Here is a 16216-nt window from a genome sequence, read left to right as displayed (position 1 = left end):
GTATTTAGTGGGAGTTTATGAACCAATTTATATTTTCTACTTTTTAATTTTACTCGGTTTGATTTATATACCAGTAACTTATTATACAATCTGTAAATTTAAATTTAATGTGATTGGACTACTATTTGTTATTTTGTCTATTTCTAGTTATTTGTTAATCGGTAGATATATGTTTGATGCTGGTGTTTATGCAGATGAACAATCTTCGTTATTTGGGATAGGTTTTCTTGAATTAACCCTTCTATCATATCCGTATATTTTTATTGGATTATCCGTTGTATTAGGAAAAAAAGGTGAGCGTTGACTATAGTTAATAAAAAGACAAACTTATTAAGCTAACGAACCAGGTTAGTTCTAATATTATAGTTTATGAATTAGTGTACTTAAACTAACGCAGGTGATATTACATCAAAAATGGGAAGGTGAAAAGGTTGAGAAAGGTTATATTTCCATTAATTTATGTAGGTGAATGGGTTTTATTCTTTTGTGTTCTTCTCTTTTTCTTTATATTCAATATGATCAATCTCTTTAACTTAATTTATGTAGATATGCCTTGGGAAGAGCCGATTTCACTAACTTCATCCTTCGAGAAGCCATTGTTTATCGTATTAGGAATAGGTTTGATAATTTACTTTTATATTAGGTATTTAACTGGTAATAGAGTCTATAAATTAATAAGGGAGGTTATTTGGGGGATTTTATTCGGATTAAACTCATTTAGTTGTATGCTTTGGCTCATTTACTATGGCTCTAATTTGTCTAAAGATGATCGTATCTTACTTCTACTAATTACTTTATTTTGCATAATCCTTACAATCCAAATTACATTAAAATTTCGTAGTGAAATCAAAGGCAAAGTGCTTCCCTCTTAAACAAACACAGTAGTATAGTTCAACAAGGTTTGAAAAGAATCACCCCTATGCCTATAAAAAAGGAGCAGCTGCAAATATGCAACGACTCCTTTTCATTAAACCAATATAAATTCACGCTTCTAACATAATCGTTACTGGACCATCATTTGTAAACGTGACATCCATCATCGCTCCAAAAACTCCTGTTTCTACAACAAAGCCCTTCTCTTGAAGCACTTTATTAAACTGCTCCCATAACGGTTTTGCTACTTCTGGGCGAGCTGCATCCGTAAAACTAGGGCGTCTCCCTTTACGCGTATCTGCATACAAAGTAAACTGCGACACAGAAAGAATAGCCCCTCCGTTTTCCACTATCGAATGATTCATTTTACCTTCACTGTCTTCAAATAAACGCAAACCCGCAATTTTATCTGCTAAATAATTTATTTCTTTTTCACTATCTGTTGCTGTAATGCCAACTAGCAATAAATAGCCATGATCAATAGCGCCAGTCACTTCACCATCGACCGTAACTTGAGCGTTTTTACAACGCTGAAGTAAAACCTTCATGATAATAAAAACTCCTTTAGTTAATAATTCGTTGAACAGAATACACATCCGGCAATTGTTTAATACGATCAGCTACTTTATGCAAGTGGGCAATATTTGTTATTTTAATCGTCATATTAATAGTTGCAATATCATTTTCAGACTTGCCACTTACTGCCGCTATATTTGTTTTCGATTCATTAACAACTTGCAATACTTCGTTTAATAATCCAGCGCGATCAAAAGCAAATATTTCGATATCTACTTGATAATCTTTTTTCATTGTCGTGTCGAATTCTTCCCACTCTACTTCAATAATTCGCGAGTGTGCCTCGTCATTTTGAACATTTGGACAATCGGCGCGGTGAACGGATACCCCTCTACCTTTTGTGATGAAACCAACGATATCATCACCTGGAACGGGGCTACAACATCTTGAAAGGCGAATAAGTAAATTTTCAATACCTTTCACGACTACACCAGACTCTGTCGATTTTTTAACAGCCGGCGCTTTCATTTCTGTTGTAATTTTTTCTAAAGCTTCTTCTTGATCTCTTATTTTTCTCATTTTCTCTGCCAGTCGATTAACTACTTGCTGTGCAGTAATTCCATTAAAGCCAACTGCTGCATATAAGTCTTCTTCTGCCGAAAATGCATATTTTTCACACACTCGTTTAATATTTTCAGCCGTAAGTACTTCCTTCAAATCAAACTCTTGTGCTTTAATTTCTTTTTCTACTTGCTCTTTCCCTTTGATCACATTTTCATCTCGAAGTTGCTTTTTGAAGAACTGTTTTATTTTATTTTTCGCTTGTGATGATTGTGCAATTTTTATCCAGTCCCTGCTTGGACCGAATGATTGCTTAGAAGTTAACACTTCAATAATATCGCCTGTTTTAAGCTTCGTATCTAACGGCACCATTTTACCATTTACTTTTGATCCAATTGTTTTATTGCCAACCTCGGAGTGTACACGGTAAGCAAAATCAATAGGAACTGAGCCTGCTGGTAGCTCAATTACATCCCCTTTTGGCGTGAAAACATATACCATATCAGAAAATAAATCGAATTTTAATGACTCCATAAATTCTTCTGCATTCGATGATTCTTGTTGGAATTCAAGTATTTCACGGAACCACGTAAGCTTCGAATCCATCGTTTGCTTATTTGCTTCTACTTTTTTACCTTCTTTATACGCCCAATGTGCTGCCACCCCATACTCAGCAATATTATGCATTTCCTCAGTACGAATTTGCACTTCAAGTGGGTCACCATTCGGTCCTATTACCGTCGTATGAAGTGATTGATAGAAGTTTTGTTTCGGCATGGCTATATAGTCTTTAAATCTGCCAGGCATCGGCTTCCATAATGTATGAATAACACCTAATACTGCATAGCAATCTTTTATGCTTTTCACGATAATTCGCATGGCTAATAAGTCGTAAATTTCGTTGAACTGTTTATTTTGAACGACCATTTTTCGATAAATGCTATAAATATGCTTCGGTCTACCTGATATATCCGCAACAACTTCCATCTCGGTTAATTGCTCTAGGATATCATCCATCACATTATCTAAATACGATTCACGTTCCGTACGTTTTTTCTTCATAAAATTAACAATACGGTAATATTGCTGTGGATTTAAATAACGAAGTGCTGTATCTTCCAGCTCCCATTTCACAGCAGATATTCCTAAACGATGTGCAAGTGGCGCAAAAATTTCTAATGTTTCATTCGAAATACGACGTTGCTTTTCTTCTGGCAAATGTTTTAAAGTTCTCATATTATGTAGACGGTCTGCAAGCTTGATCAAAATAATGCGTATATCTTGGGCCATTGCAATGAACATTTTACGATGATTTTCTGCTTGCTGTTCTTCTTTAGACATGTATTTAATCTTACCTAGCTTTGTTACACCTTCGACAAGAAGTGCTACTTCTTCATTAAACTCGTTTACTAAGTCTTCGCGCGTATATTCAGTATCTTCCACTACATCATGCAAAAAGCCAGCAGCAACAGTTTCAGGATCCATTTGAAGATCAGCTAAAATACCGGCTACTTGTATTGGGTGTAAAATATAAGGTTCACCGGAATTACGAAATTGTTCTCGATGCGCATGTTCTGCTAATTTATAAGCTTTTATTACAAATTCAACATGCTCTGCATTCATATAGCTTGCAACTGTTTCGAAAACATTTTCCGCTGTCTTCACTTGGTCTTTTGCCATGTCAAATCACCTGATTTCGTTTATATTTCTAGAATAGTATGTAAGGTATATTGTATAAAAAAAAAGATGGACTTGTAAAGTCCACCCTTAGATTGTTGACTTGAGAATTTTTCCCTTATCTACTTTAGGCTTTTTTAGTATTGGACTAATGTGCAAATATCATGACCTTCTAATTTGTCACGTCCATCAAGATAAGTTAGTTCGATTATAAACGCACAACCTACTACAACTCCACCAAGCTCTTCTACTAATTTAATTGTTGCTTCTATTGTACCACCAGTCGCAAGTAAATCATCAACAATTAATACTTTTTGACCTGGTTTAATAGCATCTTTGTGCATTGTAAGAACATCTTTACCATATTCTAGTCCGTATTCCGCTCGAATTACTTCACGTGGTAGCTTTCCTTCTTTACGTACTGGTGCAAATCCAAGCCCAAGCGCATATGCCACTGGACATCCAATGATAAACCCACGTGCTTCTGGTCCTACAATAATTTCTGCCTCTACTTTTTTTGCATATTCAACAATTTGGTCTGTTGCATATCTGTATGCTTCTCCATTATCCATAATTGTTGTAATATCTTTGAATCGAATGCCAGGTTTTGGCCAATCTTCTACTATTGTTATATACTCTTTTAAATCCATTGTTGTTGCTCCTCCTCAGGAACGGTTTGTTCTGCTCTACGCTCTTCAAACCATTGTTTCAGTTCAATATATGGTGCATATAACAACTTTTGCTCCAGCTCAATTTGTTTTGCACGCTGCTTATAGGATGGAGCTTCCGATAATTCCGTTTTCACAACAGTCTCATTTATAACCATCATCCCATTGTCTATTTTAACAAAATTAAGTTCAAAAAACACCTTCGACATAAAATTAATTGTTTTCTGACTCCAGCCAGTATGTTTCGATAGCTCTTGTATATTTTGTTTTAATGCAAATGTTTTTCGTTTTAACAAAAATGAATAATACCATTTAAACTGATCTCTTGTCGGCAAACTTTCAAAATAAGTCGTTTCATTCGCATAAAAATGCGCATACACTCGCGTCCAATTATGATAGTTTAACAGTTTTTTTAATATTTCTTCATCTTCTGGTAGGTCTAGAATTGCTACATAAGGCGATGTCACTTGCTGCTCAAGCAGTTCTGAATACGTCCAAATCTTCTCCTGAATAAATGACTGGAAATGGGCTATGGTTTCTTCGTGAAACGCAATAAAAGATGTTTTCTCTACTGGAATTGTAGGCAACCACCGATTCACTTGTCGAATACCTCGAATATCAAATAGCTGCCAGTCATTTGTTTTTGCATCTTGAATCATTAGCTGAGGCTTTTTGCGACCATTCCACTCATTTATTTGAATATCTCCGACAAATGAAATCTTTGTAGTAGGAGCAATTTCGTCTGCAAGCTCCCCTTTTCCAAAGCCTATTGCATCTAATGTAGTCGCACCTTCGCTTAACTCCATTTTCACATGATTTAAAGCCGAGCCAATTTTGCGTACAGATGAAATTTCCACATTTTCTATACAATATACTGGTTTTGCAAAATCCATTCCGAACGGAGCAAGTTTTTGAAGTGACTCAATAGATTCTGTCGTTATTTCATGTAATTCTAATGGCACATCGATTGAAATAACTGGTACTAATTGTTCCTCTGTTAAACATTCCTTTGCTTGCTCCACTAATCTTGCGCGCAATTGATCGACATTTTCTAACGGTAAAGTCAGTCCAGCTGCCATAGGATGTCCACCGAAATGAGGAACTAAATCACTATTTTTTGCGATTTCTTTATACAAATGAAACCCTTGAATACTTCTAGCAGAACCTTTTGCGACTTGATTTTCTTCGTCAAATCCTAAGACGATTGCTGGTCGATAATACTTTTCTACAAGCTTGGAAGCGACAATTCCGAGCACGCCTGCATTCCAACCTTCTTTCCCAACGATAATAACACTAGGACCTTCAAGATTAGTTTGTTTTTCGATCAATTCTATAGCTTCATCCGTAATTTGCTTAACAATGGCTTGCCGTTCTTTATTTTTATCATTTAGAGTATTAGCAATGGAAATAGCTTTAATAGGCTCATCTGTTAAAAACAGTTCCACCCCTGGCGCCGCTTCACTTAGCCTACCAATTGCATTAATACGAGGTCCAAACATAAATCCAATCGTTTCTTCGCTAATCGTCGAAACTTCTACTCCACTTACATTTGCCAGTGCTTCAATCGCTACTGAATTATTTCTTTTCATCAATTTAATACCTTGTTGCACAAAGTATCGATTTTCATCCGTTAAAGACACTAAGTCGGCAATTGTTCCAATCGCTACTAAATCGTATAAGTCTTTCGGTATTTCCCCTGTTAGGGCATGTGCAACCTTAAATGCAACGCCAACACCAGCTAAATAAGGAAATGGATACGATGAATTTGCTAGACGTGGGTGAATAATTACATCTGCTACAGGTAAAACTTCTCCTGGCTCATGATGGTCAGTTACAATTACATCCATGCCTAAATCTTTTGCAAACTGGATTGGCTTCAATCCAGAAATACCGTTATCGACTGTAATAATTAATCGAACACCTTCATCGAATGCTTCTTGAAACAGTCTTTCACTAGGGCCATATCCATCGATAAAACGATTCGGTATTTTGTATATTACGTCTGCACCTAATGATAATAATGTTTTCATAAGAACGGTTGTGCTTGTTATGCCGTCGGCGTCATAGTCACCATAAACCATTATTTTTTCTTGTGTTTCGATTGCTTTTTGTACACGTTCTACTAATTTATCCATTCCATTCAACAAAAATGGGTTATGTATACTTTGTTCATCTAATTTTAAAAAGGCTTCTGCTTCTTGAACTGTTTGAAATCCTCTAGATACTAAAACCTTTGCACATACACGCTGAATAGAAAGTTCTTTTTCTAATGTAGAAACTAGTGCATCATCTGGTCTAGAAATTTGCCATCTTTTTTGAGATTGAATCATTTTTTCACGTCCTTATGTTTTATTATACACGTTAGAAAAGCGCAAACGCCATTTAAGTACATATTCTCCTAACCTTGTTGTTTTCCAAAGCATACCGCTACGCTTTCCGCGGGCGAAGCATTTTGCCTCCTCGTCGCACTAAAAACATGTGCTCCTGCTGAGTCAAAGTGGCATCGCTTTCCCGCTGGAGTCGAGCGGACGCTTCTCCAAACACTAGAAAGCTTACTTGTATCAAACTACTAATTAGCCAGCTGTATTCAAATACGGATACTTAACATTTACACATCAAATAAGATGGAGTAGGTGACAAAATAGAAATCCTTCTAACATGTCTACGACTCAAGAAACCGTGAAGAATCCGTCGCTCCCTTAGATTTATGAATAAAAGAACAATGATCCTATCTTACTAAACAAAATGGATGAAGTGAAAAGCGGCGACTCCAGCGGGAATAGCGCGAGCTGAAAGCCCCGCAGGAGCATCTTTTTGCGACGAAGAGATTGAAGCCGTGCCCGCGGAAAGCGCCCGCTTGTAACGAAATCCAATTTATAAATTACTATATTATACACAAAAAAAACCTTTTGACATGAGAGTCAAGAGGTTTCTTGTTATCTAGAAAACAATTTTTATCCTTTTGTTCGTTAAATCGTCGTATTTTCATCGCTAACCGCAACGGGTTCTTCGATTAGTTCTACTTTTTTCTCTTGGGATACTAATAGCTCATTTTGCAAAGCACCAATAGACGTTTCTTTCTTTTGAAGCTCTTTTTCTAAATGCTTCACTTTGCGAGATAGAACAAAAGAACGGTAGATTGCAACTGTTCCACTTAACAGCGCACCTAATAAGGCAGAGCCCAAAATTACTAAAATAAGAGGCAATTCCGCTGTTCCAAATACATAGTTGACCGGTACAGCATCTACATTGTATACCGCAAATAAAGCAATAATAACTGCAAATAATAATCCGAATAATAATGACCATTGAAATTTCATGCCAACACCCCTTCTTTTTTCTTACTTTACCATAATAACGCATAAAAATGGAACAGATTATATGATATTCTCTGTTCCATCTTTTTTATTACTTATACGACAGGCTCGTCTGAACCCCATGTTTTCTCTTCTTTTTGTACATCAATACCACCTGATTTGCGTAACTCTTTTACTTTCAAGTCATACCACAGTTGGGCACCGATGAAAATAGAAGAGTACGTACCGGCGATTAAACCGATCAATAAAGCGATAGAGAAGTTACGAATTCCTTCTGCACCGAATAACAGAAGTGACACTACTACTAAAATAACCGTTAACACTGTATTAACCGAACGACCAAGCGTTTGTCTTAAAGATTTATTAACAATCGTTGCAAGTTCTTCTTCAGTCGTAATCTTTTTACTACGATGTAAATTTTCACGTATACGGTCAAATGTAACAATCGTATCATTTATCGAGTAACCAACAATCGTTAGAACTGCAGCGATAAATGTAATATCTACTTCTAAACGTAAAATACTAAATATACTTATCATTAAGAACGCATCATGCAATAACGAAACGACTGATGCTAGTCCCATTCTCCATTCAAAACGGAATGCTACATAAATGACAATTCCGAAAGCTGCAACAAGAAGTGCTTTAATTGCATTTTTAGCAAGTTCGATACCAACTGTTGGTGATACACTGCTTACAGCTGGATCAACTCCGAACTCTTTAGCAACTTCTATTTTTAATGTTTTAATTTCCTCTTGTGTAAAGTCATCTCCTACATACCGAATTACGGCATTCTCGCTCTTATCACCTGAAAGAACGATATCTTCGGAAGATAAACCAATTTTATCTAACTTTTCTGCTACAACCTCTTTGGTTAACGTTGAATCTGTTTGAATTTCCACTCGTGTTCCACTAGAGAAGTCTATTCCTAGATTCAATTTAACTGTAGTTAAAATTATTATTCCAGCAACAGTTAACGCAATTGATGCTATATAGAATACTTTACGGCTACGAACAAAATCAAAACGGTCAAATTTCGTCGTCAAATCTAACGTATCTATTTCCTCTTCAGGAGCATGGACACGCTTCTTCGGAATACCAAACCAGCCTGGCTTGTTATCGAAGTAACCACTGTGTACTAACAAACTTAATAATATTCTTGAAGCCCATACTGCAGTGATGAAAATAACAATAATACTAATAATCAGTAATGTCGCAAATCCTTTAACAGAACTTGTACCAAAGAAAAATAGTACACCCGCTGCTAAAAGAGTTGTAATATTTGCATCGAAAATAGCGCTGAAAGATGATTTCGCTCCTGTATCGAATGCTTTTTGCACAGACTTACCGACGCGCAATTCTTCCCTTATTCGTTCATAAGTCAAAATATTGGCATCTACTGCCATTCCGACTCCAAGTACAATCGCCGCAATACCTGGTAACGTTAATACTCCATTAATCCAATCAAATATGACTAAGATTAAGAAAATATAAACAACTAATGAAATTACTGCCACTAAACCTGGTAAACGGTAATAGAAAAGCATAAATATAAAGATTGCAGCAACCCCTACGATTCCAGCAAATACTGTGCTATTTAATGCTTGTTCACCAAACTGTGCACCTACAGATGTAGAGTAAATTTCTACTAATTTCACAGGTAATGCTCCAGCCTTCAAAATACCGGCTAAACTTTTTGTTTCTTCCAAAGTGAATGAACCTGAAATTTCAACACTATTAGAATTTATTGTTTCTTTAACTCTTGGATTAGATATGAATTTAGGCTCTTCTTTTAACACTTCAGCAGCGTAAGAATCCACACCTTCTTCGAAATCTAACCAAATAACTAAAACATTATCTGGTGCTGGTTTTGCTGAAATGGCAGCAGTTACTTCTGCAAATTTATTTGCATCTTTTAAATCCAGTGTAACAATTGGCGCACCTTGTTGGTCAAAAGCTGCTTTTGCTCCACCTTCTTTTAAATCTGCCCCGTCCAACATAATATTATCGTCTGAATCTCGAAATGTTAGATTTGCTTCCGTAGAAAGCATTTCTCGTGCTGAGTTTTGGTCTTCCACTCCAGCAAGCTGAACACGAATACGATGACCGCCTTCAATTTGAATACTAGGTTCATTTACACCTAGTGCATCAATACGGTTAGATAATGCCGCAGAAGTGTCACTAACTATCTCATCCGTAATTGTTTGTCCTTCTTTTAACTCTTCGACTTGATAAAGTACTTCAAATCCACCTTGCAAGTCTAAACCAAGTTTAATATTATTTAGAACTCCCGCTGCAGTAGGACTGATTGTCCCTGCAAAGATAACGAGAAGCAATAAAAACGCAACTATGCGCCCTCTAGTTTTCATATGTATATTTCCTCCTCAAAAAAAAGCAACATGTTTATTATGAAACACGATGCGTCTACTGTCAAATAACGGTTACGTCATTCATCCTCAATTTTATGATTTAATAATAACTGCAATTCTTCCTGATTGATTTCTGAAAACCAGTTGGAAGTCTTGAATTGATCAATTTGCTCGAAGGTCATAAATTCAGCGGGAGAAATAGTCATCACATCGTTCACGATTTGATGCAGAGCTAATTCCGCAATATCTTTTTTTCTCCATTTTTTTGAAATGCAATATTTCCAAATGTCTTTTTCGGTAACTGTGTTGTACTGATAAACTTCAAATTCACTTTTTTTACTTTCTAAAGCAGGTAGTACATGTGTATAAATTTCTTCGTAACGGATTTCCACAATACCACACCCCAATTAAAGAATAATGTACCAAGCAATTTGCATATTATTATTGTATACGAAGTTCCTGTATTTGAGAAGGAAGTGTTTTTATGTCTACTTTTTTAAGAGGTTCCATTTTATTGATGATTGCCATTTTTTTGTCCAAGTTTTTAGGTTTTATTTATCGCATGCAATTTGTTCGTCTAACTGGGGAAGAAGTCGTTGGTATTTATATGACTGCTTATCCAGCGTTTATCTTCTTTCTATCCATTATTCAGCTTGGACTACCAATTGCTATTTCTAAAATTGTTGCTGAATTACGCACCAAAAACGCTGTTTCCGATTATTTTTCAGTTATGCGAACATCTGTCTTTCTTACTGTCATTGCCATTCTTATTTTCACACCACTATTTCTTTTCGTCACTCCATTTATATCTGAAAACTTATTAAAAAATGATGCTATAACGATGACACTATACGTTTCCATTGCAATCGCACCTATTGCAGCTGCTGGCGGCTTATTAAAAGGCTTCTTCCAAGGTATTGCTCGAATCGAAGAAACGGCTGTGTCACAATTAATGGAGCAATTAGTACGGATATTGCTCATTAGTTTCGTATTACCTTTTTTATTGACTTCGGCTTCACCAAAAGAAGCTGCTGCGTATGCGATGATCATGTCATTGCTTGCAGAGGTCGCTGCTTTACTTTACTTAAGATGGAAATACGGAAAATGGAAAGCAAAGCAAACACGGAAAAAAGCGGATGGTTTTTATCCTATTTCTCCAATTCTTTCAGTTGCATTACCTTCTTCAGGCAGTAGGCTTTTTGGATCTTTTACATGGTTTTTAGAGCCAATTATCTTCATCAAAGCACTTGCTATTACCGGCATTACAAGTATCGCCGCTACAACGCTTTACGGTGTTATTTCAGGTGTATTGGTACCATTATTACTTTTTCCTTCTTTCATTCCGTATGCACTATCGATTGTCCTTATCCCTGCAGTTAGCGATGCTTATGCTCGAAAAAATTATTCGTTATTGAGAGAACGAATTCATCTTTCTTTAAAATTCTCGACTTTAACTGGTTGCTACGCCGCTACTTTGTTTTATTTACACGGTGGAGAACTCGTGTCTACATTATTTCATGTGGATGATGCGGAAATTTATATGAAAATCCTTGCTCCTATTTTTTTCTTTTATTATATCCAAAGTCCTTTGTTTTCAATACTTCAGGCACTTAATAATTCAAAAGCAGCATTTTTTAATTCTTTATATGGTGGAATAGGAAAATTATTATTACTATTTTTCCTTGCATCTCAAGCAGCTATACAAGAAAAAGGAGCAATAGTCGCTATTGGCTTTGGTGTGTTAATCACTTCTTTTTTACATATCGCTTCTATCAAACAAAAAAAGGAAGCACAAATTGGCTTCTCCTTTTTCATCATCCCTTATGCGGTATTTTTGCTGACGATTATTTCTCGTCCTCTCTTCATGAGTATCGGAGGCCGTTCATTAATCGTCGATTGTACGATTACCCTATTGTTCCTAACGACGGGACTTGTTTTATTTCGACAAATAAAACGAAAAGAAATCAATGTCATCCTGCAAATTGTTCGAACGTCTAAAAAGAGGTTTTAAGCTGTATATATAGACATTCATTTTCATAGCTACAATAAAATATTTTTTGTACGTCTTGTATTAATTGTTTTTCGAGCTCCGCTTCCAACCATTTGATGTTTTTGCCAATCATATGAAGATGACTTTCTTGAATATCCCCGTCAATAATTAAAGGAAACACATATTGATCGCTTTCTTTTTTAAAAACAGATAAATTGCCTGAAGGTTCTAGAAATGCATAAGAAACGACTTGCACAGAGCCAATTTGCTGCTCTCGTAATTGTTGCAGTAAATCATCTAAATTATACCGTTGCTTTCTCATTTCTTTCTCGATAATAACGCCGTCTTTTATAAGAATAGACGGGACTCCTTCCATTTTATCGCGAAATTTTTTACTTTTTAATGAAATATAAGACACCGTAATTTGGATGAGTAATAAAATAATCATAGGAATGATGGAGTGAATAAAGTTATCGTTAGGGTCATCTAATGCAAATGCAGCAACTTCTGCAATTAATAAAAAGACAACTAAATCAAAAAGACTTAGCTCACCAACTTCTCTTTTTCCCATCAGCCGAAGAATACCCAATATTAGCCAATACAGTATGAACGTTCGAATAATAATGATGAGAATATCGTTCATCTTATCACCTCTATATTTACTGTACCCCAAAAAAAAGAACTTACTCATATGAGTAAGTTCTTTTTTTATACTATTCTACTCTGAAATAACTCGTCCAACTGCTACGCGCTCGAATTGTAAACGAGTGCCGTCAGCTACTACAACGAAAATCGTTGCATCATCTACTGCATCTATCTTCCCGTGTAATCCACCTACTGTAATGATTTGGTCTCCACGTTTTAGATTATTTTGCATTGAAGCTGTACTTTTCTGACGTTTTTGTGCTGGTCGAATGATGAAAAACCACATCACAGCAAACATCGCAATTATTGGTAATAAACCTACCAATGTATCCATATATATAATCCCCCTTTCCTTACTTTACTAGTATACAAGAATCAGAAATTTTTTGCATTCGGTTTATTATAGCCGTATTCTTCAAAAAATTCTTCTTTAAAGTCTAACAAGCGATCTTCACGTATAGCTTGGCGAACTTCCTTCATTAAATTCATTAAGAAATGAAGATTATGATAAGACGCTAAACGCAGTCCAAAAGTTTCATCCGCTTTGAATAAGTGACGAATATATGCTCTTGAATAATTTTTACATGTGTAGCAATCACATTTGTCATCGATTGGTCCAAAATCACGAGCAAATGCTGCTCCTTTAATAACTAATCGACCTTTTGATGTAAAGAACGTACCATTACGCGCAATACGTGTAGGCAATACGCAGTCAAACATATCAATACCGCGAATAGCACCGTCTATTAATGAGTCAGGTGATCCTACCCCCATTAAGTATCTTGGTTTATTATCAGGCATTAATGGCGCAGTAAAATCAAGCACGCGGTTCATCACATCTTTTGGTTCCCCTACAGAAAGACCACCAATTGCATATCCAGGGAAATCTAACGAAACTAAATCTTTTGCAGATTGTTTACGTAATTCTTCGTATTCCCCACCTTGGATAATTCCGAACAGACTTTGTGTAGAAGTATTCGTATGTGCAGTTAAGCAACGCTCTGCCCAGCGAGAAGTACGTTCTACAGATGCTTTCATGTACTCAAAGCTTGCTGGATATGGTGGACATTCATCAAATGCCATCATAATATCTGAGCCTAATGCATTTTGAATTTCCATTGATTTTTCCGGGCTTAAAAATAACTTATCTCCATTTAAATGATTGCGGAAATGAACACCTTCTTCTTCAATTTTGCGCATATCACTTAAACTAAATACTTGGAATCCACCAGAATCCGTTAAAATAGCACGATCCCAGTTCATAAACTTATGCAATCCGCCCGCCTCACGAATAATATCATGACCTGGTCGAAGCCATAGATGATACGTATTACTTAATATAATACCTGCATCCATTTCTTTTATTTCTTCTGGAGCCATTGTTTTTACTGTAGCTTGTGTTCCTACAGGCATAAACGTTGGTGTTTCAAAAGAACCATGTGGTGTATGCACAATGCCTAGACGTGCACCTGTTTGTTTATCTTTTTTGATTAATTCATACGTAACTGCTGTCATTTAATAATTCCTTCCTTTTATAAACATTGCATCACCAAAGCTGAAAAATCGGTAACGTTGTTCAATTGCTTCTTTATATGCATTTAACATAAAATCTCGTGATGTTAGTGCACTAACTAACATGACAAGCGTCGATTTCGGCAAATGAAAATTAGTAATCATGGCGTCAATACATTTAAAATCATACCCTGGATAGATGAAGATAGACGTCCAACCACTATCTTCCTCGATTATTCCATCAAATTTAGACGCAACCGTTTCTAACGTTCTTGTAGAAGTAGTTCCAACTGAAATAATTTTCCCGCCGTTTTTTTTCACTTCATTAATCATCGTCGCGGTTTCTTTTGTCACTCGATAAAATTCCGAGTGCATTTCATGATCATCAATCGAATCTACGCTAACTGGGCGGAATGTTCCAAGACCTACATGAAGCGTAACAAAAGCGATATGAACACCTTTTACGCGAATTTCTTCTAAAAGTGCCTCCGTAAAATGTAATCCCGCAGTAGGTGCTGCAGCAGAGCCTTGTTCTTTTGCATATACCGTTTGATATCGTTCCTTATTTTCAAGCTTTTCATGAATATAAGGAGGAAGCGGCATTTCTCCTAACTGATCTAATACTTCAAAAAATAGTCCATCGTATTCAAAGCGAAAAACTCGTCCACCATGATCTTTTGTTTCTGTACAAATAGCTGTTAGTAACCCTTCACCAAATGTAAGCTTCGTGCCTATTTTCACGCGTTTAGCCGGCTTTACTAGTGTTTCCCAATGGTCACCTTCTATTTGCGTGAGAAGAAGCACTTCCACATTTGCTCCTGTTTCTTCTTTTACGCCCATCAAACGAGCTGGCATTACTTTCGTATCGTTTAATACAAGACAATCCCCTGCATTTAACTCATCTAAAATAGCCGAAAAAGTTTCATGTTTATAAGTTTTTTTCGGATAATCCGCTATGAACAATCTACTGCTTGTCCGATCTAATAACGGTGTTTGTGCGATTAACTCCTCAGGTAAATCAAAATCAAAATCTTCCACTTTCATATATCGTACATCCTTTATAAGTCATTTCTTTCAATCGGTAATGGAATACCAAAATGTTCATACGCTAAATTTGTAACGATTCTCCCTCTAGGCGAACGTTGAATAAATCCAATTTGCATTAAATATGGCTCATACACATCTTCAATCGTTGTCGACTCTTCTCCAATACTCGCAGCAATTGTATCAAGTCCAACTGGACCACCTCTAAAACGTTCGATCATGGCAGTAATAAGCTTATGATCAATATGGTCTAAGCCTCTTGGATCTACTTGAAGTAGCTCTAATGCCTCCTGAGCCATATCAATAGATATATGCCCATTACCTCTTACTTGTGCATAGTCCCTTACTCGCTTCAGCAATCGATTCGCAATACGCGGAGTCCCTCTTGCACGACTTGCAATCTCACCTGCCGATTCATGATCAATAGATGCATTAAATAACTCTGCACTTCTTGTAACAATTGAAGTTAGTGCCATTTCATCGTAATAATCAAGCCTTAATAACACACCGAAGCGGTCACGTAATGGAGCAGATAAAGCTCCGGCTCTAGTTGTAGCTCCGATTAACGTAAATGGTGGTAAATCTAATCGTACACTGCGAGCAGAAGGACCTTTTCCAACAACTATATCTAAGCAAAAGTCTTCCATTGCAGGATATAATACTTCCTCAATCGAACGATTCAAACGATGTATTTCATCTATAAATAAAACATCCCCTGGCTCAAGCGAACTCACAATAGCCGCTAAATCACCTGGACGCTCAATGGCTGGCCCACTAGTCATGCGAATTTGTACATTCATTTCATTCGCAATAACAGCAGCTAGAGTAGTTTTACCAAGTCCAGGAGGTCCATACAATAGACAATGATCTAAGCTTTCACTTCTCATTTTTGCCGCTTCAATAAAAATTTCTAAATTATGCTTAATCTTTTCTTGTCCAATATATTGCGATAAAAATTGCGGTCGCAGCGACTGCTCGAACGGCTCATCAAACATGGAAATTTCACTTGAAATAACTCGTTCCGTCATCGTTTGAACCTCCTTT

14 protein-coding genes are annotated in these 16216 nt (G+C 36.4%); 2 read left to right on the top strand and 12 right to left on the bottom strand.

Annotation, left to right across the window (positions count from 1 at the left end):
* The first annotated feature begins 7 nt into the window (after nucleotides 1-7).
* Complete coding sequence (locus RUH95_RS05060; protein ID WP_313891748.1) at nucleotides 8-304, top strand: hypothetical protein; 297 nt, start codon at nucleotides 8-10, stop codon at nucleotides 302-304.
* A 679-nt stretch (nucleotides 305-983) separates the two neighbouring features.
* Here the strand turns inward: RUH95_RS05060 and dtd are convergent.
* From dtd to RUH95_RS05025, 7 genes are all read right to left on the bottom strand, one after another.
* Nucleotides 984-1421: a D-aminoacyl-tRNA deacylase gene (dtd, locus tag RUH95_RS05055; protein WP_313891747.1), complete on the bottom strand. Its 438-nt coding sequence runs from the start codon at nucleotides 1419-1421 to the stop codon at nucleotides 984-986.
* 16 nt (nucleotides 1422-1437) lie between these two features.
* On the bottom strand, nucleotides 1438-3630 hold the full coding sequence (locus RUH95_RS05050) for a RelA/SpoT family protein (RefSeq protein ID WP_313891746.1): 2193 nt from the start codon (nucleotides 3628-3630) through the stop codon (nucleotides 1438-1440).
* A gap of 134 nt (nucleotides 3631-3764) precedes the next feature.
* Entirely contained in the window at nucleotides 3765-4277 is a 513-nt protein-coding gene (locus tag RUH95_RS05045) for an adenine phosphoribosyltransferase (protein ID WP_313891745.1), read from the bottom strand.
* Nucleotides 4268-6625: a single-stranded-DNA-specific exonuclease RecJ gene (gene recJ, locus RUH95_RS05040; RefSeq protein ID WP_313891744.1), complete on the bottom strand. Its 2358-nt coding sequence runs from the start codon at nucleotides 6623-6625 to the stop codon at nucleotides 4268-4270. Before recJ ends, RUH95_RS05045 begins: the two co-directional genes overlap by 10 nt.
* A 639-nt stretch (nucleotides 6626-7264) precedes the next feature.
* Nucleotides 7265-7615, bottom strand: coding sequence for a LapA family protein (locus RUH95_RS05035; RefSeq protein WP_313891743.1), 351 nt, complete (start codon nucleotides 7613-7615; stop codon nucleotides 7265-7267).
* A gap of 92 nt (nucleotides 7616-7707) precedes the next feature.
* Nucleotides 7708-9981: a protein translocase subunit SecDF gene (gene secDF / locus RUH95_RS05030; protein WP_313891742.1), complete on the bottom strand. Its 2274-nt coding sequence runs from the start codon at nucleotides 9979-9981 to the stop codon at nucleotides 7708-7710.
* Nucleotides 9982-10058: 77 nt separating this feature from the next.
* Complete coding sequence (locus tag RUH95_RS05025; protein WP_313891741.1) at nucleotides 10059-10373, bottom strand: post-transcriptional regulator; 315 nt, start codon at nucleotides 10371-10373, stop codon at nucleotides 10059-10061.
* Between the two features lie 92 nt (nucleotides 10374-10465).
* Here RUH95_RS05025 and RUH95_RS05020 point away from each other — a divergent pair, with 92 nt between their 5' ends.
* Nucleotides 10466-11992, top strand: coding sequence for a putative polysaccharide biosynthesis protein (locus tag RUH95_RS05020; RefSeq protein WP_313891740.1), 1527 nt, complete (start codon nucleotides 10466-10468; stop codon nucleotides 11990-11992).
* On the opposite strand, the gene RUH95_RS05015 is transcribed toward RUH95_RS05020, so the two are convergent.
* The 5 genes from RUH95_RS05015 to ruvB form a co-directional block, all read right to left on the bottom strand.
* Complete coding sequence (locus RUH95_RS05015) at nucleotides 11976-12614, bottom strand: DUF421 domain-containing protein (RefSeq protein WP_313891739.1); 639 nt, start codon at nucleotides 12612-12614, stop codon at nucleotides 11976-11978. The two genes, RUH95_RS05020 and RUH95_RS05015, sit on opposite strands and share 17 nt — an antisense overlap.
* Before the next feature lie 75 nt (nucleotides 12615-12689).
* A complete protein-coding gene (gene yajC, locus RUH95_RS05010) occupies nucleotides 12690-12950 on the bottom strand; it encodes a preprotein translocase subunit YajC (protein ID WP_313891738.1) in 261 nt (86 codons plus the stop codon).
* A gap of 41 nt (nucleotides 12951-12991) precedes the next feature.
* Nucleotides 12992-14131, bottom strand: coding sequence for a tRNA guanosine(34) transglycosylase Tgt (gene tgt / locus RUH95_RS05005; RefSeq protein ID WP_313891737.1), 1140 nt, complete (start codon nucleotides 14129-14131; stop codon nucleotides 12992-12994).
* Nucleotides 14132-15172, bottom strand: coding sequence for a tRNA preQ1(34) S-adenosylmethionine ribosyltransferase-isomerase QueA (gene queA / locus RUH95_RS05000; RefSeq protein WP_313891736.1), 1041 nt, complete (start codon nucleotides 15170-15172; stop codon nucleotides 14132-14134).
* A 14-nt stretch (nucleotides 15173-15186) separates the two neighbouring features.
* Nucleotides 15187-16200, bottom strand: a complete 1014-nt coding sequence (gene ruvB, locus RUH95_RS04995) for a Holliday junction branch migration DNA helicase RuvB (RefSeq protein WP_313891735.1) — start codon at nucleotides 16198-16200, stop codon at nucleotides 15187-15189.
* Nucleotides 16201-16216: the final 16 nt, after the last annotated feature.

Origin of the sequence: Psychrobacillus sp. (assembly GCF_032154225.1) — a bacterium.
Taxonomy (GTDB): domain Bacteria; phylum Bacillota; class Bacilli; order Bacillales_A; family Planococcaceae; genus Psychrobacillus.
The sequence above is the reverse complement of the archived record's forward strand: the minus strand, read 5'-3'. Positions and strand labels throughout refer to the sequence as shown.

What these genes read in the sequence shown, in the direction of transcription:
- dtd (WP_313891747.1), bottom strand. Translation starts at nt 1,421, where the DNA reads ATGAAGGTTTTACTTCAGCGTTGTAAAAACGCTCAAGTTACGGTCGAT.
- RUH95_RS05050 (WP_313891746.1), bottom strand. Translation starts at nt 3,630, where the DNA reads ATGGCAAAAGACCAAGTGAAGACAGCGGAAAATGTTTTCGAAACAGTT.
- RUH95_RS05045 (WP_313891745.1), bottom strand. Translation starts at nt 4,277, where the DNA reads ATGGATTTAAAAGAGTATATAACAATAGTAGAAGATTGGCCAAAACCT.
- recJ (WP_313891744.1), bottom strand. Translation starts at nt 6,625, where the DNA reads ATGATTCAATCTCAAAAAAGATGGCAAATTTCTAGACCAGATGATGCA.
- RUH95_RS05035 (WP_313891743.1), bottom strand. Translation starts at nt 7,615, where the DNA reads ATGAAATTTCAATGGTCATTATTATTCGGATTATTATTTGCAGTTATT.
- secDF (WP_313891742.1), bottom strand. Translation starts at nt 9,981, where the DNA reads ATGAAAACTAGAGGGCGCATAGTTGCGTTTTTATTGCTTCTCGTTATC.
- RUH95_RS05020 (WP_313891740.1), top strand. Translation starts at nt 10,466, where the DNA reads ATGTCTACTTTTTTAAGAGGTTCCATTTTATTGATGATTGCCATTTTT.
- RUH95_RS05015 (WP_313891739.1), bottom strand. Translation starts at nt 12,614, where the DNA reads ATGAACGATATTCTCATCATTATTATTCGAACGTTCATACTGTATTGG.
- yajC (WP_313891738.1), bottom strand. Translation starts at nt 12,950, where the DNA reads ATGGATACATTGGTAGGTTTATTACCAATAATTGCGATGTTTGCTGTG.
- tgt (WP_313891737.1), bottom strand. Translation starts at nt 14,131, where the DNA reads ATGACAGCAGTTACGTATGAATTAATCAAAAAAGATAAACAAACAGGT.
- queA (WP_313891736.1), bottom strand. Translation starts at nt 15,172, where the DNA reads ATGAAAGTGGAAGATTTTGATTTTGATTTACCTGAGGAGTTAATCGCA.
- ruvB (WP_313891735.1), bottom strand. Translation starts at nt 16,200, where the DNA reads ATGACGGAACGAGTTATTTCAAGTGAAATTTCCATGTTTGATGAGCCG.